Genomic DNA, 20,642 nt, shown 5'->3' with positions numbered 1-20,642 from the left:
CACTCTCCTTGTAGTCAACCGAAAGGTCCAAGGGTCGCGAGCGCACTTTAGGACGGAGGCCACGGAGAGGGCAAGCTTCAAACTGTCGATACCGACTATCGCGTTTCTCGATAAAGGCGCACCGATGCGGTGTGTGCCGATCGGTTTCCTTGCTTCAGCATCCGGCGGGTGACAGTGAGCCGGTGAAAAACCTACGGCTTTCGTCGCATGCTGGCGAGTTGGACGCGCCTTGCGGATTGCAGCAACTCGAGGAAACGCTCCGCCAATGGCGGCAACGGCACGCCTTTGCGCACCAGCGCGCCGATCGTACGCGTGAGGTGAGCCTCGGCCATCGGCAGCGCCGACAGGCCCTTGCCCATCGGGGTGCCGATCATCGACTCGCTCATGATCGAGATCAGATCGCTGTGCGCAACCATCTCGGTCAACTGGGCCCCGCCGGTGTTGTTGATCTCGACCGCCACGCGCGGCGGCGGCAGGCCGGCTTCCGCAAAACGGCCCTCGAGACTGCGACGCGCCGCGACCCCAGGTCCGGGCAGCAGCCATTCCGCCTCCGCAAGGTCCTGCAGCCGCAGGCGACGCTTGCGCAGAAGCGGGTGATTCTCTCGAACGACAAGACACAGGTCGTCGTCGATGAGCGGGAGCGATCGGAGGTCTTCGGGCATGACGCCGGGCAGGGCGTTGATCGCCAGATCGATGTCGCCGACGCGCAGGGCCGCGACGAGCGCGTCGTTGAGGTTGAGCATCACGCTCAGCCGGGCTGCAGGCCGTTGGCGCCTGAGTTCGAGGGCCGCCGGCACGAAGAGGCGCTGCACGTAGAGCGGTGACACGCCGACGCGCAGCACGCCCATTTGACCGAGGTGCAGGTCCACCGCTTCCTTGATGGCCTCGCCGAGACTTGCGCGCAGCGATCCGGTGCGCTTGCGGAACTGTTCCGCCACCTGCGTAAGCTCCATGCCCCTGGCGCTGCGCACGAAAAGCGGAAATCCCAGTTCCTTTTCGAGGCGCTGCAAGCCCTGCGTGACGGCTGGCTGAGAGATGCCCAACGCAGCCGCGGCGCGACGGACCTTGCCGTGAGTGGCCACTGCGAAAAAGTAGTCGAGATCGTCCAGTCGCATCGTCATCTTCGAACCCCGGGCGCCGGCCGCGACCGGAAAGTTGAGTGATCACGAAAGCTTATCAGCTGGATGATTTGCGTGATCCACGGGTGTGTCGTTCGTTCATAGACTGCCTTCCCCATCGAGACAAGGGCCTTCTGCCAATGACACACACGAACCGCCGACGCCTTCTTCCGTTTCGCCTGCTGGCCGTCGGCGTCGCCGTGTGTCAGTTGGCCGTGGCGATCGCTGGCGCTCCAGACGCTCGCCAGACGCTGCCGATCGCGCCGCAGCCGTTCCAGGGTCGCATCGGGTTGACGCCTGAAAGCGCCAAACCGGCCTGGCCGTCCCAGCCGACGGCACCGGCGAACGCGCCCAACGTGCTGGTCGTGCTGACCGACGACATCGGCTTCGGCGCCACCTCGGCCTTCGGGGGCCCGATCCCGACGCCCGCACTGGAACGCCTTGCCGCCAGCGGCCTGAAATACAACGAGTTCCACACGACCGCCATGTGCGCGCCGACGCGCGCCTCGATGCTGACTGGCCGCAACCACCAGGCCGTCGGCAACGGCGCAGTGATGGAGGTCGCCACCGGCTATCCCGGCTATTGGGCCGCCTTTCCGCGCAGCGCGGCCACCATCGCCGAGGTGCTCAAGGACAACGGCTACAACACCGCCCAATTCGGGAAGCATCACAACGTGCCGGCGTGGCAGGCGTCGGACGCCGGTCCTTTCGACGCCTGGCCGACTGGCCTCGGCTTCGAATACTTCTACGGCTTCATCGGCGGCGAGACCGACCAGTGGCATCCGGTCCTGTATCGCAACACGGTCCGGGTGCCCGAGGACAAGTTCAACGGCAAGACGACGCTCGACCATGAGCTGGCCGACGATGCGATCCACTGGATCCACCAGCAGAAGGCCGCGGCAGCCGACAAGCCCTTCTTCCTTTACTACGCGACCGGCACCGGCCACGCGCCGCACCAGGCACCGCACGAGTGGATCGACCGGTTCAAGGGCCGCTTCGACATGGGCTGGGACCACTTGCGCGAGGAGAGCTTTGCGCGCCAGAAGGCGGCGGGCGTGATCCCGCCGGACGCCGTACTGACGCCGCGTCCGGCCGAACTGCCGGCCTGGGACTCGCTGAGCGAAGACCAGAAGCGCATCGATGCGCGCTACATGGAGGTGTTCGCCGGCATGGTCGCCTACCAGGACGACCAAATCGGCCGCATCCTCGACGAATTCGATCGCATGGGCGTGCGCGACAACACGCTCGTGATCTTCATGGCCGGCGACAACGGCGCCAGCGGCGAAGGCTCGCCCAGCGGCACGCTCAACGACCTCGGTCTGCTCGCCAACCGGGTGCGGGAGAGCCCCGCGTGGGTGCAGAGCCAGATACAAGTGATGGGCAGCGAGCGGACCTCCGCGCTCTATCCCGCGGGCTGGGCCTGGGCCCTCGACACGCCATTCCAATGGATGAAGCAGGTCGCCTCGCACCTCGGCGGCACGCGCACAGGCATGGTGATCTCGTGGCCCGGGCGGATCAAGTCGGCGGGCGAGGTCCGCAGCCAGTTCACGCACGTGACGGACATCTATCCGACGATCCTGGAGAGCGTCGGCGTGCCCGCGCCGACCCAGGTCGACGGCGTCAAGCAGCAGCGAATCGACGGCGTGAGCCTGGCCTACACCTTCGACCATCCCGACGCGCCGGAGCGACACGCCACGCAATACTTCGAGATGACGGGCAACCTCGGCATCTACCACGAAGGCTGGCTGGCCAGCACCAAGGTGCGGCGCTTGCCGTGGCAGCAGAAGGCGCCCGAGGGCGCCAGCTTCGCGAACTACGAATGGGAACTCTACGACCTGAAGCACGACTACAGCCAGTCGCAGGACGTGGCGGCCCGTTACCCGGCCAAGGTGGAGAAGATGAAGGCGCTGTGGCTCGAGGAAGCGCGGCGCAACAACGTGCTGCCGGTGCAGGATGAACTGGGCTTCGCGCGCGCCATGCAGAACATCGTGACGCATGCCCCGCAGCAACTGTCGTTCAGCTATTGGGGCGGCGGGCTCAGCATTGCGGACGCCCGCGCGCCGAGCTTCACAGCCCGGTCATTCAGCGTCACGGCCGACATCGACGTGCCGGCCGCGGGCACCACCGGCGTGCTGCTGGCGCGCGGCAGCTGGTTCGGTGGCTGGAGCTTCTACCTCAAGGACGGCCGGCCGGTCGCCTATGAGGCGCTGTCGACACAGCCGGGCCAGCAGTGGAAGGTCGCGGCTGCCGAGCCGCTCGCGCCGGGACGGGCCAGCGTTCGCTTCGATTTCACGATGGACCCGCCGTCCGGCCTCGGCAAGGGCGGCACCATGAAGATCAGCGTCGATGGCCGGCAGATCGCGCAAGGGCGCATCGACCGGACCATCCTCTCGTCGGCCGGGACAAGCGGCGAGAGCTTCGATGTTGGCCAGGACACAGGCGTCCCCGTCAGCGACGACTACACAGCCGCCGGCCGCTATCCGGGCCGGATCAGCAGGGTGCAAGTGGACCTGGCGCCGATCGACCTCGCGGCTCTGCAGGCCGCAGCGGCAGCGGCCGAGGCAAGTGCCCGGCGGCGTTCGCAGTAGTCAACTGGGATTTCAGTCCATCACTTGCTGGAGTCTGCGGACCATGGTGACGGCCGGCGCGCATCATCAGGCAGTGGCGATGGGCCTCCACACGATCGATGGTTCCGTTTGCCGCGAGGCATTGACCGCGGTGAAGGTCCCATCCATGCGTGGTCCTGACCGCCCGACCCCCGATCGGGGAATAGTGTCTATTCCGCTGCGACGGATGGTGCCGGCAGTCAGCCCCACCTACTATTTTCCTCACCCGCAGAGACCGATCCGGCCTCTGTATCAACGGCCTGAGGAGCGCAGACATGACCCACCATGCATTGAACGATGCAGTCGAATCATTCGCCGATGGAGGTGTCTCGGACGTTGAATTCCGCGAAGCCCTGGCGCGTGCGGTGACGGCCGTGACCGTCGTGACGACGGCCGGACCTGCCGGCATCGCCGGCGTGACTTGCTCGGCCGTCGCTTCCGTCTGTGCCGATCCACCCACGCTGCTGGTCTGCATGAATCGGCGCAGCTACGTCAACGGTGTCATCAAGACCAACGACGTGCTCTGCGTCAACTGGCTCAGCGCGCACCAGCGCGGCACGTCCGACCTGTTTGCCGGCGTCGGCGCGGTACCGATGACCGAGCGCTTCGAGAAAGGCGGCTGGAGCACCCTTTCCACCGGCGCGCCCTACAGCGAGGACGCACTCGTCGCGCTCGACTGCCGCGTGATCAGCGCGACCGAGGTCGGCACCCACAGCATCTTCATCGCCCGTGTGCTGGCCACTGCAGCACACCCCGAGGAGCACCGCGATCCGCTCGTGTACTGCAAGCGGTCCTATGCAACCACCCAGCCGACCGCTCACGCCTGAGCCAAGGTTTCTTTCGTCACCACCACCAAGGAACAGCCATGCTGAGAACCGGAAAGCAATACATCGAGTCCCTCAATGACGGCCGTGTCGTCTGGGTCGGCAACGAGAAGATCGACAACGTCGCCACGCATCCGAAGACCCGCGACTATGCCGAGCGCCATGCCGACTTCTACGACCTGCACCACCGCCCGGACCTGCAGGATGTGATGACCTATGTCGACGAGGCCGGCGAGCGCCGCTCGATGATGTGGTTCGGCCACCGCACCCGGGAAGAGCTGAAGAAGAAGCGCCGCTACCACGAGACCGTGATGCGCGAAATGATGGGCGCGTCGTTCCCGCGCACGCCGGACGTCAACAACTACGTGCTGACCACCTACACCGACGATCCGATGCCCTGGCAGACGCAGTCGATCGGCACCGAGGGCCAGCCGCTGGCGCAGAACATCGCCGACTTCGCCGAGTTCGTGCGCCAGCGCGACCACAACTGCGCACCCAATTTCGTCGATCCGCAGATGGACCGCTCCACGCCCGAGGCGCAGGCCAGGTCGCCGGGTCTGCGCGTGATCGAGCGCAACGAGCTGGGCATCGTGGTCGACGGCGTCAAGGCCGTGTCGACGGGCACCGCCTTTGCCGACTGGGTGCATATCGGCGTGTTCTTCCGTCCGGGAATTCCGGGGGATCAGATCATCTTCGCCGCCGTGCCGGTAGCCACCAAGGGCCTCAGCGTGGTGTGCCGCGAGAGCCTGGTGAAGGAGGACGCAGTCGAGCATCCGCTGGCCTCCAAGGGCGACGAACTCGACGGCATGACCGTGTTCGACCACGTCTTCATCCCCTGGTCGCATGTGTTCCATCTGGGCAATCCCGAGCATGCCAAGCTCTATCCGCAGCGCGTCTTCGACTGGCTGCACTATCACGCGCTGGTTCGCCAGATGGTCCGCGCCGAACTGATGGCCGGACTGGCCGTGCTCATCACCGAACACATCGGCACCAGCAAGATCCCGGCGGTGCAGACGCGCGTGGCCAAGCTGATCGGCTTTCACCAGGCGATGCTGGCGCACGTGGTGGCGAGCGAGGAACTCGGCTTCCATACGCCGGGCGGGCTCTACAAGCCGAACATCCTCATCTACGACTTCGGCCGGGCGCTCTATCTCGAGAACTTCTCGCAGATGATCTACGAACTGGTCGACCTGTCGGGCCGCAGCGCATTGCTCTTCGCCACCGAGGACCAATGGGAGGACTCGAAGCTCAACACGCTGTTCGAGAAGATGAACTCCGGACCGGTCGGCCGGCCGAAGGACCGCCTTCGCATCGGACGCGTGATTCGCGACCTGTTCCTGACCGACTGGGGAAACCGTCTCTTCGTGTTCGAGAATTTCAACGGCACGCCGCTGCAGAGCATTCGCATGCTGACAATGCAGCGCGCGGAGTTCTCTGGATCCGGCACCTACGGCAAGCTGGCGCGCCAGGTCTGCGGCATCGAATCCGAGATCGACGACAACACCGACTACAAGGCCACCGCCGACTACGCGAAGGCGATGGACGCCGCGCGGCATCAGGAAAAGCTCTCGCTCAGCAGCACCCTCGCAATCTGAGGTGGCGCCATGAAGGTCATCACTGACTCCATCGGGTTCGCGCTGAAGGGCGCGGTCGTCTCGATCGGCATGTTCGACGGCGTCCACCGCGGCCACGCGAAGGTGCTCCGGCAATTGCGCGCACGTGGGGAGCAGCTCGGGCTGCCGACCGCGGTGGTGACCTTTGACCCGCATCCCCGCGCAGTCGTCCGGCCGGATGCCTGCCCAAGTTTGTTGTCGAGCGTGGACGATCGCATGCAGTTGCTGGCCGCCACCGGAGCGGTCGACCACTGCCTGGTGCTGCGCTTCGACGAGCAGCGAAGCCAGCAGGATGCGGAGGCGTTCGTGCGTGACACGCTGCTGACGCAACTCGGGATGCGCGAACTGATCGTCGGCGATAACTTCGCCTGCGGACGGGGGCGCGTCGGGACCGTCGCCTATCTCTCGGCCCTGGGACTGGCGCTGGGTTTCAGCGTGGCGCCCGTGTCGCTCGACGCGGTGCCCGGAACGCAGGAGGCCGTGCGCTGCTCCTCCACCGAAGCGCGGCGTCTGATCCAGATCGGCGACCTGGCCGGTGCGTCCTCGGTGTTGCAGCGGCCGCACGAGATGACCGGCACCATCACCCGCGCCTCACACGCCTCGCGCCGGCGCATCGACGCCGCCTTGGCGAGCGCGATGTGCGCGCCTGCCGCGGCCGACTATGTGGGCGCGGTCCGGCGAAGCGGCTCCGTGGCTCCGTGGATTCCTGCCTTGCTCCAGGTGCGTGACGACAGGCGGTCGAGCCGACGGATCGTGCGCCTTCTGGCGGAAGACGAGATGGACGCTTCGCCCGGCGACGAACTGCGCATCCGCTTCGTCGACCGCGCAGGCCATGGACATGCGCCCATCGGGCAGGAAGGCGTGCCTGCATGAAGGCCTTCACCCATTCCACGCACGCCCAGCGCGTCGTGTTCGGCGCCGGCACGCTCGATCGTCTGGTTGCCGAGATCGACACGCTCGGCGCGACCCGCGCCATCGTCCTCAGCACGCCCGGCCAGCGCTCCGAAGCCAAGCGCGTCGCATCGATCCTGGGGAACGCCTGCGTCGGCATCTTCGATCGCGCCGAGATGCACGTGCCGATCGAGACAGCCCGCGAAGCGCGCGCGCTTGCCAGACGGCTCGGTGCCGATTGCGCGGTGGCCGTCGGCGGCGGATCCACCATCGGGCTCGGCAAGGCGATCGCCCTGGAATCGGGTCTGCCGATCCTGGCGATACCGACCACCTACGCCGGTTCCGAGATGACGGCCATTTACGGCATCACCGAGGCTGGCCTCAAGAAGACCGGCAACGATGCACGCGTGCGTCCGCGCACAGTGATCTACGACATCGAGCTCACGCACTCGCTGCCGTTGGAGATCAGCGTCACCAGCGGCATGAATGCGCTGGCGCATGCGGCGGAGAGTCTTTATGCCGCCGACATCAATCCGGTCGTCGCGTTGATGTCGCAGGAGGGCATTGCCGCCTTTGGGCGTGCGCTGCCCGGCTTCGCGAGCGGGGATGCTGCAAGGATCTCGGCCGCGCGCACGGATGCGTTGTATGGCGCCTGGCTCTGCGGCACCGCCCTGGGGAGCGCCGGCGTGGGCCTGCACCACAAGCTGTGCCACACGCTCGGCGGCAGCTTCGACCTGCCGCACGCCCAGGTGCACACGATCGTGCTGCCCCACGCGCTCGCCTACAACGCCGCCGCGGCGCCGGAGGCCATGGAGCGCATCGCTCGGGCGCTCGGATGCATGAATGCGGCGCAAGGCGTATTCGATCTCGCCAAGGGCGCCGGCGCGGGCATGGCGTTGAAGGACCTCGGCCTTCACGCCAGCGACCTCGACCGGGTTAGCTCGCTCGCGATGGAGAACCGCTATCCCAATCCGCGGCCGCTGGAAGCGCGGGCCATCCGTCAACTGCTCCAGAACGCCTTCGACGGCGAACGGCCTGCGCCATGAACCCGCGTGGCTCGCACCTGGGCGTGCTGCTCACGCTCGTCGCCTGCTGGGCTCCGGCGGGTCCGGCTTCAGCCACCGAAGGCGGCGGCAACTCCTATCCGATCGGCGTCGACAACACCTTCGCCGGCTACATGCTGCCCGAAGGTGCCCACTGGCTGCTGTTCTATCAGCACTACACGGCGACGCAGTTCAAGGACAACGCCGGCAACGACAATCCCCGCTTCGTCGACTTCCGGCTGCAGTCCGACGTGGTGGCGCCCCGGCTGTCCTATGTGTGGCCGGGCGTCGTTCTCCTCGGCGCGAACGTCGAGACACGGATCGTGCAGCCGATCAGCGCGGTCGATCTCAATCTCGGCATTGCCCGGCCTGCGCCGTTTCCGCCGCTGGATCATGGCGGGCACAAGACCGGGCTCTCGGACTTGTCGTTCTCTCCGATCATCCTCGGCTGGCACGGCACGACTTTCCACCAGACGCTGGGCGTGGAGACCAACCTGCCCACGGGCAGCTACGACGTGCATGCCTATGTCAACACCGGCCGCAATTACGACCAGGTCGCGCCGGTCTATGCGTTCACCTGGTTTCCGACCCCACTCAGCGACGTCAGCGCGAAGTTCCGCTGGGGCTTCAACGATCGCAACAAGGCGACCGGCTATCACTCGGGCAACGAAGCCTCGATCGAGTTCAGTGCCGGCTACCGTGCAACGCTGCAACTGCTGGTCGGCCTCAACGGCTACATCTATCGCCAGACCACCGACGACGAAGTGAACGGCGTCGTGGTGAAAGGCAACAAGGGCCGTGTCAACGCGCTCGGGCCTTTCGCCAGCTTTCGCTTCAGCCCCAACTTCTCGCTGACGCTTCGGATCCAGTCCGAGTTCGGCGCGCGCAACCGTCCGCAGGGCATACGCTTCTGGGCCATGGCGCTGTGCCCCTTCTGATGTCCGACTCATTTCATCCCAAGGAGACCCCAACATGCGCACATTGAACCAGCACACCATCACCGAGGCGGTGATCGAACGATTCGCGGATACGCCGAGCCCGCGCCTGAAGCGCGTCCTGACGAGCCTCGTGCAGCACTTGCACGATTTCGCCCGCGAGGTCGAACTCACCGAGGCGGAGTGGATGCAAGGCATCCAGTTCCTCACGGCGACGGGCCAGAAGTGCGACGACAAGCGGCAGGAGTTCATCCTGCTGAGCGACACGCTGGGCCTGTCGATGCTCACCATCATGATGAACCACGACAAGCCCGCCGGCTGCACTGAGGCCACGGTGTTCGGGCCCTTCCATGTGGAGGGTGCGCCGCACTATGAGAATGGCGACGATGTCGGCAACGGGGCGAGCGGCGAGCCTTGCCTCGTTCGCGGCACGGTGCGGTCGCTCGACGGCAGCCCGATCGCCGGTGCGACGCTCGACGTCTGGCAGGCCGACAGCGAAGGCCACTACGACGTGCAGCATGCGGAGCTGGATCATGCCCAGGCGCGCGGTGTGCTTCATTCGGACGCGCAGGGCCACTTCAGCTTCCGCACCATCGCCGCCGTGGCCTATCCCATTCCCGACGACGGCACAGTCGGCGAGATGCTGCGCGCCACGCGCCGCCATCCATGGCGGCCCGCCCACCTGCACTTCATGGTGAAAGCCCCGGGCTTCCAGACGCTTGTGACCCACGTGTTCCGCAAGGGCGATCCTTATCTCGATTCGGACGCGGTCTTCGGCGTGCGCGAATCGCTGGTGGGCGAGTGGGTGAAGCAGGGCGATGGCAGCTACCTGCTGGACTTCGACCTCATCCTGAATCCCGAACCTCGGCCGACCGCAGCGGCTCCCGTCCCGCAGGCCGAGGAAGCTCAGGCGGCCTGAGCGGCATCGCGCAGGAACAGGCGGCGGAAGATCCCGCGCAGCCATTGGCTGCCTGGATCGCGGTGGAAGCGGTCGTGCCAGTACAGCGCGATCTCCATGCTCGGCAACCGCAGTGGCGGCTCGACCGCGACCAGGTCCAGGTCATGGGCCAGGGCGACGCCGAGCGTGCGCGGCACGGTCGCCACAATGTCTGAGTTCCTGGCGATGTGCGCGGCCGCCGCGAAGGTCGGCACGCGGCACACGATGTGGTCGCGAGGCAGCGTCGATTCGAGCAGGCGCTCGGCATTCGCGTACTCGTGGCCAGTCCCGATCACTGAGACGAGCGCGTGCTGTTCAGCAACGAAGCGCTCGAGCGCCGTGGCGGCGCGTGCTTCATCGGAGCGCGCCATCAGGCTTTCTGCATCGAGGCGCGGGTGCTCCTTGCGGAAAAGGGACACATAGCCTTCCGTCCACAGGGGATGGCGCCGGATGCCTTGCGTAAGCGAAGCGAAGGAGCCGATGGCCAGGTCGACGAGGCCTGATTCGAGCCATTGGTCGAGGTGATGGATGTCGCAGGGAACGGCCTGCACGTGCACCTTGGGCGCCTCGACGCGAAGGATCGCGAGCAGCGGCGGCAACAGCTGGACCACCGCGGCATCGATCATGAAGAAGCTGAATCGCCGCTCGGAAACGAGCGGGTCGAAGGGCGCATGGTCCGACCGGAGCGCCCGCACGCTGTCGAGAATGGCGCGTACGGGCTGTGCCAGTTCGAGCGCCTTGGGTGTCGGCTCCATCTTGAGYCCGACACGCACGAAGAGAGGATCGCCGAAGTAGAGACGAAGGCGTGCCAGCGTCTTGCTGAGCGCCGGCTGCGTCATGTTGAGCACCCGCGCGCAACGGGTCAGATTGCGCTCCACGAGCAGGATGTCGAAGATCTGCAGATGCTGCAGGTCGAGCTCGCCGTCATTGATCCTGGGAATCGCGTCCATGGGTTGCGGTAGTGTGCAGGGAGCGTACCTGCGCAAGTAGCGGTCTGCAAGCGGCACGCCTGGGTCGATCCTTGCCGGCGCCGGGTTTTGCCGGCATCATGCCGTCGCTGAGGAAGGAGCCCGCTGATGAAACCGTGGATTCGCCATGCCGCCGCTCTCGCCACCCTCGTGACCGCGGCCGCCGCACAGGCGGCGGGCCTCGTGGGCAACACGCTGCCACCGGGGTTCCCTTCGATCGAAGACACCTCGCTCGCCAAGCCCCTCATCGGCTTCGGCGCCGCCGGAACGGTGACGCGAACACCGGTGATCTTCATTCACGGCAACAACGACACGCCGTTTCCCACCGCCTGCAACCCCTACGGGCGCGTCCAGGCGATGGCGCAATACTTTTCCGACAACGGCTATGCCCCGAGCGAACTCTGGGGCGTGGGCTACCAGGGCGACCAGTGCGACCTGGCCGCCGACCAGACACGCCGTTCGAGCATCGCGCATACCGATGCGGCCAACGTGCCGGACCTGCGCCGGTTCGTGCGCGCGGTGTTGGACTTCACGGGCGCCAAGCAGGTGGACATCGTCGGGCACAGCCTGGGCGTGACGCTCGCGCGCGAATGGATGCGGCAGGACGAGGTGAAACACACGGTGCGCCGCTTCGTGGCCATCGACGGGCCCAACCACGGGATCATCAACTGCTCGCCCGACCCCGCCAACTACTGGCAGGCCCCGGCGGCGGGCGGCTTCACGCCTGCGAGCGACCTGTGCCAGGAACTGGGCTCGCCCGACACGCCCTTCCTGCAACTGCTCAACGGCCGCAGCGGGCGCGACGAGAACGACGGACCCACGCGCATGCTGGTGATCCGCAACGGCGATAGCAGCTTCGTCTACTTCCCGGTGCAGGACGGCTCGGTCGCGCCGGTGCCCGCCGTGGATTCGTTTGGCAAGCCGACGGACTTCTCGCGAAGCGCCAGCCTGCGCGGCGTGCGCGAGATCACGTTCACGGGGCAGGGCGCCTACGATCCCATCCTGCACACCAGCCACCTCGGCATCCTGAACTCGCCGCAGACCTGGCGGGCCGCATTCGATTTCCTCAACGAACGCTCCAGGGGCAAGGACAAGGACAAGGACGACTGAGTTCGCCCTTCATCGGGCCGGGCCGCTATGCTGGGCGGCATGACCCCCAAGACGCTCCTCGTGGTCTATCACACCATGACCGGCGGCACTGCGCAGATGGCGCAGGCTGCCGCCGAAGGCGCGCGCGAGGAACCCGGCGTCCATGTTCGCCTGCTGCGTGCGCCCGAGGCCCAGCCCGACGACGTGCTGGGCGCCGACGGCTACATCTTTGCCACCCCTGAAAACCTCGCCGCGATGGCCGGGCTGATGAAGGACTTCTTCGACCGTTGCTACTACGCCGCGCTCGATCGCGTGAACGGCCGGCCCTACGCAGCGCTGGTGTGCGCCGGCAGCGACGGCCAGAACGCCGTGCGGCAGATCGACCGCATTGCCACTGGCTGGCGGCTGCGCTGCGTCGCGCCGGCATTGATCGTGTGCACCCACGCGCAGACGCCCGAGGCCATCGCGCAGCCCAAGACGATCGGCGCCGAAGACCTCGCGCAGTGCCGCGAGCTGGGCGCCGCACTGGCGACGGGGCTGGCGCTCGGCGTGTACTGAGGCAGGCGTGGCTAGGCGCGGCCGGGCTTGCCCGCCCGTCGCCGGCTGAGAGCCAGGTTGGCCGCCGTCATGGCCGCGATCAGCGTGACCAGCCACGAGAAGTACACCCACAGCAAGAACAAGGGAAGCGCGGCGAACGTGCCGTACAGCGCCTTGTACGTCGGCACCTTGACGAGGTAGGCGGTGAAGCCGCGCTTGCCGAGCTCGAAGGCGATGCTGGCGATCAGGCCGCCTGCGACCGCATCACGCAGCCGCACCTTGGTGTTCGGGACGAGGTAGAACATGCACGTCAGTGCAGTGACGCCGAGCAGGATCGGCCCGAGGTCGAGCACGAACGCGAGCGATCGTGGCAGCGCGCCGATCATCCCCATGGACGTGCCCAGCAGATACGACGTCGCCCACAGACTCAAGCCCAGAACGGGTGGCCCGACCGCCAGCATCAACAGGTACAGGCCGACCCTCCTGAAGAACGGCCGATTCTTCCGGACCTCCCACATCCGGTTCAGTGCGTTTTCCACGGTCAGCAGCATCGCGACGGCCGTTCCCAGCAAGCAGAGAGAGCCGATCCAGGTCAGACCGCTGGCGTTCGCGGCGAACTGGTTCAGGTACTTCAAGACCGTGCGTGCGATGTCCGACGGCAGCAGTCGGCTCAGCAGGAATTCCTGAAGCGCGTCCTTGAACCGCTTGAAGATCGGGAATCGCGTGAACAGCGCAAAGCTCGCTGCGAGCAAGGGAACGATGGAGAGCAAGGTCGTGAACGTCAGGCTCCCGGCGACCTGGGGCAAGCGCTCTTTCCGGGCGCGCTGGATTGTGAGGCGGGTGAGGGTGAACATGTATCGCTGAAAAGGGAGGAAATCGTAGCGCGGTGAAAGGTGATCAAATGGCGACGCTGCTGCGGAGGCGAAGTCGACATGGATGCCTTGTCCGAGGTCTTGAAGGTCTTGCAGTTCAACAGCGCGATCTTCTTCAACGCCAGATTCACCGCGCCATGGTGCTTTGCCTCGCCGGAAGCGGAGGCAGTCGCCAGGCAGGTCAACGCGGGATCCGAGCGCCTGCTCTTCTACCATTTCTTCGTCGACGGTTCGTGCACCGTGAAGCTCGACGGCATGCCGGCGCTTCAACTGCAGGCCGGCGACATCATCCTGTTTCCGCATGGCGATGCCCACACGATGGCCTCGTCCGGGATCGACGTGTCGGGGCCGCTGCTCGATGTGCGGGGGTTGTTGCGCGAGAGGCCCGACGAACTGCAGTTGGGCGGCGGCGGCGAGGCGACCCGCATCATTTGCGGCTATCTGTCCTGCGATCCCATCCTGTGCCGGCCGGTCCTGGCGACGCTGCCCAGGGTGCTGACGGTCAGGCTCAGGAGGGACGAGAAGACTGACTGGGTGGAGCGTTCCTTCGTCTACGCGGTGGCGGAGGCCGCTTCCACCCAACCCGGCGGCGAAGGCGTGCTGGCCAAATTGTCCGAGGTGCTGGTGGTCGAAACATTGCGCCGGTACATCGCCGAGATGTCCGAGGGCCAGACGGGTTGGCTCGCGGGCTTGCGCGACCGCGCCGTCGGCAAATGCCTTGCCCTCATGCACGAGCAGCCGGCGCATCCGTGGACGCTCGAAAGCCTTGCGCGCGAGGTCGGGACATCGCGCTCGGTCCTCGCCGAAAAATTCACCCACTATGTCGGGCAGCCTCCCATTCAATATCTCGGCAAGTGGCGCATGGCGCTCGCGTCGAACCTCCTGCGGCGCAGTGCCTTGAGCATGATGCATATCGCGCTCGAAGTCGGCTATGAAACCGATACGGCTTTCAGCCGCGCCTTCAGGCGCGAGTTCGGCATGCCCCCGGCATCGTGGCGTCGCGAGAACAGCCTCAAGAGTCCGCATGATTTCAACGATGGAAAGCAATCAACGCAATCAGCCCGAAGAAGCTGAGGAACTGAACGAAAAAGAACGCGAAGCGCACCGACACGACGCGATCCGTCTGGGTGAAGCAGACGTGGACCAGCGACTGGGGGATCCGTGCCGCCAGGACGGCCACGCACAGCAAGTCCACCGCCGCGTCGGCGATGCCGAAAACGCGCAACGCGAAGACCAGCACTGCGAACACGGGCAAATTTTCGACGCAGTTCGCGTGTGCGCGCATCGAGCGCAAGTACCAGTCCTGTCCCTCGACAGGGTCGGCCGGAAATTCGCTCATTCCCGCCCGACCACGGAAGACGCGGCTCAACCGGTAGGCGCCCACGGTGGTGAGCAGGAGCAGCAGGGTCCAGGCGGCGAAGCCCAGCAGCATCAACTCGGGCACCATGATCTCGGTCTCCGGCCAGTCACGGCAATGCGCTATTGGAGAGGCACCGCGTAGAGCAGCGGCTGGAGCGCATCCGTCACCCGCGCTGCCTGCCTCTCATCGAGAACGCCGAAGAGGACCTTCTGGAAGCGCGGTTCCATGACGCCCGACACGATGTACTGCCAGCGATAGGCCTTCAGGATCCCCGCGCCGATGGCACTGCGTTCCGTGTCGTCGTAGCGCTTGCCTGCGATGGATGCGAAGTAGGTCGCATCGGCGCCCGCCTGCGCCTGGAGAATGCCGTCGACCGCCACGACCAGGTCGATCAGTTCGCCGACGGCCGCGTCGCGTTCGCTGACCGTCAGGCGCGCGTCCTCGCGCATGAACTCGAGTTCATCCAGGACCGCATGCTGCGACTCCTCCTTCCAGTGGGCCAGGAAGACGTCTTTCCAAAGCTCGCAGAGGTCGTCCCGCGGCGCGATGCTGGCGCGATAGTGGGTCAGCGTGAAGAGCTCGATGTCCAGGGTCAGCGCCATCACCGACCAGTTGCTCTTGCTCAGTACGGCGGTCGCGACGGCGTTGGGTTCGGCAGTCGCCATGTATCCCGGCGGCATGTCGGCGGCCATGATCATTTCCATGCGCCGGAACAACTCCTGGTGCTTCAGTTCCTCGTCGGCCATGCGGACCAGTGCCTCCAGAGCCACCTGGTCGCCGAGCGCGTGCTGCCGGCTGATCTCGAGCACCTTGGCGCCGATGAATCGCTCCACCAGGCCGAAGATGTAGGCGTAGCTTCGACCCTGCACCTGGCTCAGCAGGCGCCGGTCATCGGACGTCAGGAAATCCAGTTCGTCGACCAGCGACAAGCCGGCCGGCAGGAACATCTTCCCAAGATCAAATCGCCGGTGACGGATGACGTCGTTGTCGATGTCCCAGCGGACGCGCTTGGAGTTCGCGATGACCTTCGAGTACGGGTTCGTGGAGGGAACGCTTTGCATGATGGCCTCTTTCAATGTTCGTTGAAGGAGTGGCCATGATCGAAGCGCGAGGTCAATCAGGTCGGGCCATGCGTCCGCAAATCTTGCCCGGTGATCCGCGCATGCACCCTTACAGATAAGTCGCGCCGGCCTCTTGTTCGAAGCGACCCGGTGGTCCTTCCCAGACCACCCGCGCGTGATCCAGCACGTACACCCGGTCAGCATGGGGAAGGGCGAAGGTCACGTTCTGTTCGCCGAGCAGCACGCTGATGGTGGTCGTGCTGCGCAGCCGCTCCAGCGCCTTCGACAAGACCTCGAGGATCACCGGCGCGAGGCCGAGTGTCGGCTCGTCGAGGATCAGGAGCGTCGGTTTCATCATCAACGCGCGGGCGATCGCCAGCATCTGCTGCTCGCCGCCGCTCAAGGTTCGCGCCATCTGGGATTGGCGATCGCGCAGGATCGGGAACAGTTCGAACAGCCAATCGAGACGTTGCAGACGCTCCGTCTTGTCGAGGCTGTTGCCGCCGAGGTCGAGGTTTTCGCGCACGCTCATGTCGCCGAACAGTTCCCGGGTCTCCGGGCAATGAACGACCCCTCCGCGCGCGATGGTGGCAGCGCTGCTTCCGCGCAGCGACTCGCCGGCCCATTTGACGGTGCCGGAGTAGGGCACCAGCCCCGAGATCGCATTGAAGAGCGTCGTCTTTCCGGCGCCGTTCAATCCCACCAGCGAGACGAATTCGCCTTCACGCACATGCAGCGACACGTCCTGCAGGGCCAGCGCCTTGCCGTAGAGCACGCCGACGTTCTCGACCTCCAGGATCGGAGCCCGGTCGTCGACGCTGGCCGGCGGATGGGCCACCCGGGTCAGCGCACCGCCCAGATAGACCCGCCGCACCGTTTCGTCCTTCATGACGTCAGCGGCGGCGCCTTCGGCAATCCACTCGCCGAGGTACATCGCAAGCACGCGATCGACCAGCGCCGACACCCCCTTGACGTTGTGGTCGACCAGCAGCACTGCACGTCCCTCGTCGCGAAACTCGCGGATCAGGTCGGAGAAGGCGCTGACTTCCCGGGTCGTCAGACCGGCGAAGGGCTCGTCCACCAGCACCAGCTTGGGATGCCTCGCGATCGCCTTCGCCAACTCGAGCCGCCGCAGGTCGGCGAAAGGGAGTGTCGGCGGCTTGCGATCGATGACGGCGGCGAGGCCAACCCGATCGGCGATGGACCGGGCCTTGGCGTCGACATCCGCGCCGGCGAACAACTGGGTCAGCCGATCGGGCAGCAGCGCGACCTTGATGTTCTCCAGCACCGTCTGTCGCTGCAGCGGGCGCGAATGCTGGAACACCAGTCCCACGCCCAGGCGCGCCACCTTGTGCGAGGCCAGGCCGCCGATCTCCACGCCGTCGAGCTTGATGGAGCCGGCGGTCGGTTGTTCCACGCCCATGATGGTCTTCATTGCCGTCGACTTGCCCGAGCCGTTGGGCCCGATCAGGCCGAGGATCTCGCCCGGCCTGATCGCGAAGCTGAGGTCCTTCACCGCGACCAGGCCGCCGTAGCGCTTGGTCAGGCGCGACACCTCTAGCATCGGCGACTCACTCACGGCGCGCACCTCCGTGCAGCATGCCGAGGAAGCCGTCCGGGAAGAACAGGATCACCAGCAACGCCGTCACCGAGACGATGAGCGTCGCCAGTTCGCCCAGAGGCCGCAGCAACTCGCCCATGCCGATGAGGAAGATGGCGCCGATGGCCGCGCCGATCACCGTCCGTCGGCCGCCGAGGACCGCCGCGATGATGATCTGCACGCCGACCGACAGGTTGACGAAAGTGCCGACCGACACGGTGCCCATGTAGAAGACCATCAGCGCGCCCGCGAAGCCCGAGAAGAAGGCGCTGACGATGAAGGCCGCCAGCTTGTGCTTGGCCACGTTGAAGCCGAGCGCCCCGGCCTGCACCGCGTCCTGGCCGCTGGCCTGGAGGATGAGCCCGATCGGTGACCGTGAGAGGCCGAAGAGGATCGCACCGCTGACGGCCATGAAGCCAAAGGCGATCCAGTAGTTCGTCGTGGCGCTGATGGACATCACGTCGGGCACCGGGAGGCCGATCTCGCCGCCCGTCAATCCGGCGAAGACGACCACGAAGTTCTGCAGCATCAGCACCGCGACCAGCGTGGTCAGCCCGAAATACGGTCCACGCAAACGGAGGGCAGGCAGCGCGAGCACCACGCCGCCGATGACCGCCATCGCGGCGCCGGCCAGCACGCAGACCCAGATGGAAATGCCCGGCGAGAGCCGCGCATCGAGGATGCCCGCCGTATAGGCGCCCAGGCCGATGAGGAAGGTGGGGCCGAAGTTGACCTCGCCCGCGAAGCCGAACAGCAGGTCCCAGGACATCGCGAACACTGCCGTGTAGAAGGCCACGGTGAGCAGCCCCAGCACGTAGCCGGAGGCGAAACCCGGCAGCACGGCGCCAACCGCCAAAACCGCGACGGCGATCCAGAACAGGCGGGACTTGAAAGTCGAGCGCATGGCTACCTCCGACCGAACAGCCCCTGGGGCCGCACGTACATGACGACGATCAGCAGGATCAGCGACGGAATGGTCCGGTAGGCAGGTGAGATCAGGTAGGCAGTCACAGTCTCGAGGTAGCCGACCACGTACGCAGCGATCAGCGAGCCCGATACGCTGCCCAGGCCGCCGAGCACCACGATCGAAAAGGCGCTGGCCGTGAGCGGACCGACGCTGTAGGCACTCACGCCGAGGAACATGCCCAGCAGGATGCCGGCGATGCCCGCGAGCAGCCCGTACACCAGCCAGACCGTGAGATAGATGCTCGACAACTCGATGCCCAGCAGCGTGACGCCGCGCGCATTCATCGAGGCGGCCAGCACCGCCTTGCCGCGTCGCGTCTTGTTGACCAGCATCCAGAGCAGGCCGATGGCCAGCCAGCAGACCGCGGCAGTGAAGAACTCGTTGGTCGGCGTCCGCACGCCGAGGAAGGGGATCGTGCCCTCGACGATCGGCAGCACCGTCTTTGCGTTGTCGGTGAACAGGTAGGCGACCGTCTCCTGGACGATGATGCCCCACAGCAGCGTCGCCGTGAGAATGAAGATCTCCTTCTCGGCTTCGGCGATCTTGCTCGAACGCTGGATGGGCCTCACCGTGATGAAGTAGGTCGCGAACGCCAGCACCACGCCGACCGCGATGCCGATCAGCGCCGCCGCATAGTTGCCGACATGCAGCATGCCGGCCGCGGCCCAGGCGCCGACCGCGGCGGCCACCATGATCGCGCCATGCGAAAGATTGAGAACGCCGGAGACGCCGAAGATCAGCGTGAAGCCGGTGGCGCCGAGGGCGTAAAGCGCGCTGATGGCAAAGCCATCGACCAGGATCTGCCAGAAGATCATGCGCTCGCCACCGTCGGACCTTTCGGTCCGCGGCGCATGGCGGGCGCGCGGCTCAAGACGACGGCCGGGCCCACGCGATCAGCTCGACGGCAGCTTGATGAATGCGGGAAATTTCATCTGGCCGGTGGCCAGGTTCTTCGGCCACATGTTGAGCTGCTTGCCGTCCTGCCATTGCAGCATCAGGCCGGTGATGTAGCCGTTGCCGGTCTTCAGCCCGTGCACGTGCGGATCACCCTTGGGCAGGAAGGCGATGCGGCCGATGGTGCCGACGTAGTCGGTGCCCTCCATGGCGGTCACCAGCTTGTCGCTCTCGGTCGACTTCGCCCGTCGGACCGCATCGGCAATCATGTAGACCTCGTCGTACGCGGTGTAGCCCGAATAGGCGGGCGAGTTGCCGAACTTCTTCTGATAGGCAGCGACGAAGGGCAGCGTCTTGGGCGTGACGGCCACGCCGGGTCCGGAAACCGCGTTGAAGAGCACGCCGTCCGTCGCGCCGTTGGTGTCCGCCCAGAAGGTCGAATTGGTGGCTTGCGATGAGATCCCGAGCATCGGGATCGGCACCTGCTGGCTCTTCCATTGCACCGTCGGCTGGGTGCCGACGTGCGAGATGCCGGTGATGATGACGTCCGGCTTCTGGGCCTCGATCTTGTTGAAGATGGGCGTGAAGTCGGTCGTGTCGGGCGAGAAGCGGACGTGGTCGAGCACCTTCAGCCCTACCTTGGGGAGGCAGGTCTCATACCCGGCGTCCAGCGGTGTCGTCCACGCAGCGTCCTCGCTCATGATGACCGCGGTCTTCATCTTGTGCGGATCGACCAGCAGGTCCTTGGCGGCATCGCAGACGAGGCCGGCGAGCGCGCTCGACGTCAGGTAGCCGTGGAAGGTGTACTTGTTGTGCTCGTAGTCCTTCGCGATGTTCTGCGTGATCACGTCCGAGGCCGCGCCGGGCGTGATCATCAGCGTCTTGAGTCGCCCGGCCCACGGCTCGAGGGCCAGCACCACTTCGGAGACATAGCTGGCGATGACGGCATTGACCTTGTCTTCGCTCACCGCGCGCTGGAAGGCCCGCACTGCCTCGGCCGAGGAGGAATGGTCGTCGTAGACAACGATCTCGATCTTGCGCCCGTCGACGCCGCCCTTGGCGTTGATCTCCTCGGCCGCGAGTTGGGCCGCAGGGCCAATCGAAGAGCCCGCCACGGCCTGCGCTTCCGCGATCACGCCGATCTTGATCGGATCGGCGGCGAGAGCCGCACTGAAAGTGGCCAATGTGCCGCTGACAATCATCACAGCGGCGCCCACACTGCTGAGGCCACCAAGGAAGTACCTTTTCATGATGTCTCCTTTGTTTCGATCGCACACAATCTTGCACATCACTGACCGCTTGACAAGCGGACGGAGGCCCGAAGCAT

The 20,642-nt window shown here is 65.9% G+C and carries 19 protein-coding genes; 10 read left to right on the top strand and 9 right to left on the bottom strand.

Translation table 11 applies throughout. The annotated features are described in order from the left end of the window. Window positions 1-191: 191 nt before the first annotated feature. Window positions 192-1,121 carry a LysR family transcriptional regulator gene (locus tag AC1DHL_RS15525; RefSeq protein WP_478162512.1) on the bottom strand — a complete coding sequence of 310 codons (930 nt, stop codon included), beginning with the start codon at window positions 1,119-1,121 and terminating at the stop codon, window positions 192-194. 137 nt (window positions 1,122-1,258) lie between these two features. Between AC1DHL_RS15525 and AC1DHL_RS15520 the strand changes: the two genes are divergently transcribed. The 7 genes from AC1DHL_RS15520 (at window position 1,259) to AC1DHL_RS15490 (ending at window position 9,949) form a co-directional block, all read left to right on the top strand. Further along, the gene (locus AC1DHL_RS15520) at window positions 1,259-3,706 is read left to right on the top strand and encodes an arylsulfatase (RefSeq protein WP_478162511.1); all 2,448 of its coding nucleotides are present in this window, start codon (window positions 1,259-1,261) and stop codon (window positions 3,704-3,706) included. A 293-nt stretch (window positions 3,707-3,999) separates the two neighbouring features. Continuing rightward, window positions 4,000-4,551 carry a flavin reductase gene (locus tag AC1DHL_RS15515; protein WP_478162510.1) on the top strand — a complete coding sequence of 184 codons (552 nt, stop codon included), beginning with the start codon at window positions 4,000-4,002 and terminating at the stop codon, window positions 4,549-4,551. Window positions 4,552-4,589: 38 nt separating this feature from the next. Further along, a complete protein-coding gene (locus AC1DHL_RS15510) occupies window positions 4,590-6,143 on the top strand; it encodes a 4-hydroxyphenylacetate 3-hydroxylase N-terminal domain-containing protein (protein WP_478162509.1) in 1,554 nt (517 codons plus the stop codon). Between the two features lie 9 nt (window positions 6,144-6,152). Next, window positions 6,153-7,034 carry an FAD synthetase family protein gene (locus AC1DHL_RS15505; protein ID WP_478099530.1) on the top strand — a complete coding sequence of 294 codons (882 nt, stop codon included), beginning with the start codon at window positions 6,153-6,155 and terminating at the stop codon, window positions 7,032-7,034. After that, entirely contained in the window at window positions 7,031-8,098 is a 1,068-nt protein-coding gene (locus AC1DHL_RS15500; protein ID WP_478099529.1) for a maleylacetate reductase, read from the top strand. Before AC1DHL_RS15505 ends, AC1DHL_RS15500 begins: the two co-directional genes overlap by 4 nt. After that, window positions 8,095-9,033, top strand: coding sequence for a SphA family protein (locus tag AC1DHL_RS15495; RefSeq protein WP_478162508.1), 939 nt, complete (start codon window positions 8,095-8,097; stop codon window positions 9,031-9,033). Before AC1DHL_RS15500 ends, AC1DHL_RS15495 begins: the two co-directional genes overlap by 4 nt. A 34-nt stretch (window positions 9,034-9,067) precedes the next feature. Continuing rightward, window positions 9,068-9,949, top strand: coding sequence for an intradiol ring-cleavage dioxygenase (locus tag AC1DHL_RS15490; protein ID WP_478162507.1), 882 nt, complete (start codon window positions 9,068-9,070; stop codon window positions 9,947-9,949). Here the strand turns inward: AC1DHL_RS15490 and AC1DHL_RS15485 are convergent. Beyond that, window positions 9,937-10,917, bottom strand: coding sequence for a LysR family transcriptional regulator (locus AC1DHL_RS15485; protein ID WP_478162506.1), 981 nt, complete (start codon window positions 10,915-10,917; stop codon window positions 9,937-9,939). The two genes, AC1DHL_RS15490 and AC1DHL_RS15485, sit on opposite strands and share 13 nt — an antisense overlap. A 126-nt stretch (window positions 10,918-11,043) precedes the next feature. On the opposite strand from AC1DHL_RS15485, the gene AC1DHL_RS15480 reads away from it, so the two are divergent. Continuing rightward, complete coding sequence (locus AC1DHL_RS15480) at window positions 11,044-12,045, top strand: alpha/beta hydrolase family protein (RefSeq protein ID WP_478162505.1); 1,002 nt, start codon at window positions 11,044-11,046, stop codon at window positions 12,043-12,045. A 39-nt stretch (window positions 12,046-12,084) separates the two neighbouring features. Next, window positions 12,085-12,582: a flavodoxin family protein gene (locus AC1DHL_RS15475; protein WP_478099518.1), complete on the top strand. Its 498-nt coding sequence runs from the start codon at window positions 12,085-12,087 to the stop codon at window positions 12,580-12,582. Between the two features lie 11 nt (window positions 12,583-12,593). Here the strand turns inward: AC1DHL_RS15475 and AC1DHL_RS15470 are convergent, their stop codons facing one another. Then, window positions 12,594-13,415, bottom strand: a complete 822-nt coding sequence (locus AC1DHL_RS15470; RefSeq protein ID WP_478162504.1) for a YihY family inner membrane protein — start codon at window positions 13,413-13,415, stop codon at window positions 12,594-12,596. A gap of 78 nt (window positions 13,416-13,493) precedes the next feature. Here AC1DHL_RS15470 and AC1DHL_RS15465 point away from each other — a divergent pair, with 78 nt between their 5' ends. Further along, window positions 13,494-14,507, top strand: a complete 1,014-nt coding sequence (locus AC1DHL_RS15465; protein WP_478099514.1) for an AraC family transcriptional regulator — start codon at window positions 13,494-13,496, stop codon at window positions 14,505-14,507. On the opposite strand, the gene AC1DHL_RS15460 is transcribed toward AC1DHL_RS15465, so the two are convergent. The 6 genes from AC1DHL_RS15460 to AC1DHL_RS15435 form a co-directional block, all read right to left on the bottom strand. Next, window positions 14,464-14,880 (bottom strand): MAPEG family protein, encoded by a 417-nt coding sequence (locus AC1DHL_RS15460; RefSeq protein ID WP_478162503.1) that lies wholly within the window; start codon window positions 14,878-14,880, stop codon window positions 14,464-14,466. The genes AC1DHL_RS15465 and AC1DHL_RS15460 overlap by 44 nt on opposite strands. Window positions 14,881-14,912: 32 nt before the next feature. Continuing rightward, window positions 14,913-15,854, bottom strand: coding sequence for a hypothetical protein (locus AC1DHL_RS15455; protein WP_478162502.1), 942 nt, complete (start codon window positions 15,852-15,854; stop codon window positions 14,913-14,915). Between the two features lie 109 nt (window positions 15,855-15,963). Further along, window positions 15,964-17,433: an ATP-binding cassette domain-containing protein gene (locus AC1DHL_RS15450; RefSeq protein ID WP_478162501.1), complete on the bottom strand. Its 1,470-nt coding sequence runs from the start codon at window positions 17,431-17,433 to the stop codon at window positions 15,964-15,966. Next, window positions 17,426-18,358 carry a branched-chain amino acid ABC transporter permease gene (locus tag AC1DHL_RS15445; RefSeq protein WP_478099506.1) on the bottom strand — a complete coding sequence of 311 codons (933 nt, stop codon included), beginning with the start codon at window positions 18,356-18,358 and terminating at the stop codon, window positions 17,426-17,428. The genes AC1DHL_RS15450 and AC1DHL_RS15445 overlap by 8 nt, the downstream gene beginning before the upstream one ends. Before the next feature lie 2 nt (window positions 18,359-18,360). Next, window positions 18,361-19,236: a branched-chain amino acid ABC transporter permease gene (locus AC1DHL_RS15440; RefSeq protein ID WP_478099503.1), complete on the bottom strand. Its 876-nt coding sequence runs from the start codon at window positions 19,234-19,236 to the stop codon at window positions 18,361-18,363. Window positions 19,237-19,314: 78 nt separating this feature from the next. Then, window positions 19,315-20,565 carry an ABC transporter substrate-binding protein gene (locus AC1DHL_RS15435; protein WP_478099502.1) on the bottom strand — a complete coding sequence of 417 codons (1,251 nt, stop codon included), beginning with the start codon at window positions 20,563-20,565 and terminating at the stop codon, window positions 19,315-19,317. Window positions 20,566-20,642 lie beyond the last annotated feature (77 nt).

Source organism: Variovorax sp. 10L426 (genome assembly GCF_056395305.1).
Note: the sequence above shows the minus strand (reverse complement) of the source record. Positions and strands in the feature narration are given on the sequence as shown.

Excerpts from the sequence above, each read along its gene's own strand:
- AC1DHL_RS15515 (WP_478162510.1), top strand. The coding sequence starts at position 4,000 with ATGACCCACCATGCATTGAACGATGCAGTCGAATCATTCGCCGATGGA.
- AC1DHL_RS15525 (WP_478162512.1), bottom strand. The coding sequence starts at position 1,121 with ATGACGATGCGACTGGACGATCTCGACTACTTTTTCGCAGTGGCCACT.
- AC1DHL_RS15495 (WP_478162508.1), top strand. The coding sequence starts at position 8,095 with ATGAACCCGCGTGGCTCGCACCTGGGCGTGCTGCTCACGCTCGTCGCC.
- AC1DHL_RS15445 (WP_478099506.1), bottom strand. The coding sequence starts at position 18,358 with ATGCGCTCGACTTTCAAGTCCCGCCTGTTCTGGATCGCCGTCGCGGTT.
- AC1DHL_RS15510 (WP_478162509.1), top strand. The coding sequence starts at position 4,590 with ATGCTGAGAACCGGAAAGCAATACATCGAGTCCCTCAATGACGGCCGT.
- AC1DHL_RS15490 (WP_478162507.1), top strand. The coding sequence starts at position 9,068 with ATGCGCACATTGAACCAGCACACCATCACCGAGGCGGTGATCGAACGA.
- AC1DHL_RS15480 (WP_478162505.1), top strand. The coding sequence starts at position 11,044 with ATGAAACCGTGGATTCGCCATGCCGCCGCTCTCGCCACCCTCGTGACC.
- AC1DHL_RS15435 (WP_478099502.1), bottom strand. The coding sequence starts at position 20,565 with ATGAAAAGGTACTTCCTTGGTGGCCTCAGCAGTGTGGGCGCCGCTGTG.
- AC1DHL_RS15520 (WP_478162511.1), top strand. The coding sequence starts at position 1,259 with ATGACACACACGAACCGCCGACGCCTTCTTCCGTTTCGCCTGCTGGCC.
- AC1DHL_RS15465 (WP_478099514.1), top strand. The coding sequence starts at position 13,494 with ATGGATGCCTTGTCCGAGGTCTTGAAGGTCTTGCAGTTCAACAGCGCG.
- AC1DHL_RS15460 (WP_478162503.1), bottom strand. The coding sequence starts at position 14,880 with ATGGTGCCCGAGTTGATGCTGCTGGGCTTCGCCGCCTGGACCCTGCTG.
- AC1DHL_RS15500 (WP_478099529.1), top strand. The coding sequence starts at position 7,031 with ATGAAGGCCTTCACCCATTCCACGCACGCCCAGCGCGTCGTGTTCGGC.
- AC1DHL_RS15505 (WP_478099530.1), top strand. The coding sequence starts at position 6,153 with ATGAAGGTCATCACTGACTCCATCGGGTTCGCGCTGAAGGGCGCGGTC.
- AC1DHL_RS15440 (WP_478099503.1), bottom strand. The coding sequence starts at position 19,236 with ATGATCTTCTGGCAGATCCTGGTCGATGGCTTTGCCATCAGCGCGCTT.
- AC1DHL_RS15455 (WP_478162502.1), bottom strand. The coding sequence starts at position 15,854 with ATGCAAAGCGTTCCCTCCACGAACCCGTACTCGAAGGTCATCGCGAAC.
- AC1DHL_RS15475 (WP_478099518.1), top strand. The coding sequence starts at position 12,085 with ATGACCCCCAAGACGCTCCTCGTGGTCTATCACACCATGACCGGCGGC.
- AC1DHL_RS15470 (WP_478162504.1), bottom strand. The coding sequence starts at position 13,415 with ATGTTCACCCTCACCCGCCTCACAATCCAGCGCGCCCGGAAAGAGCGC.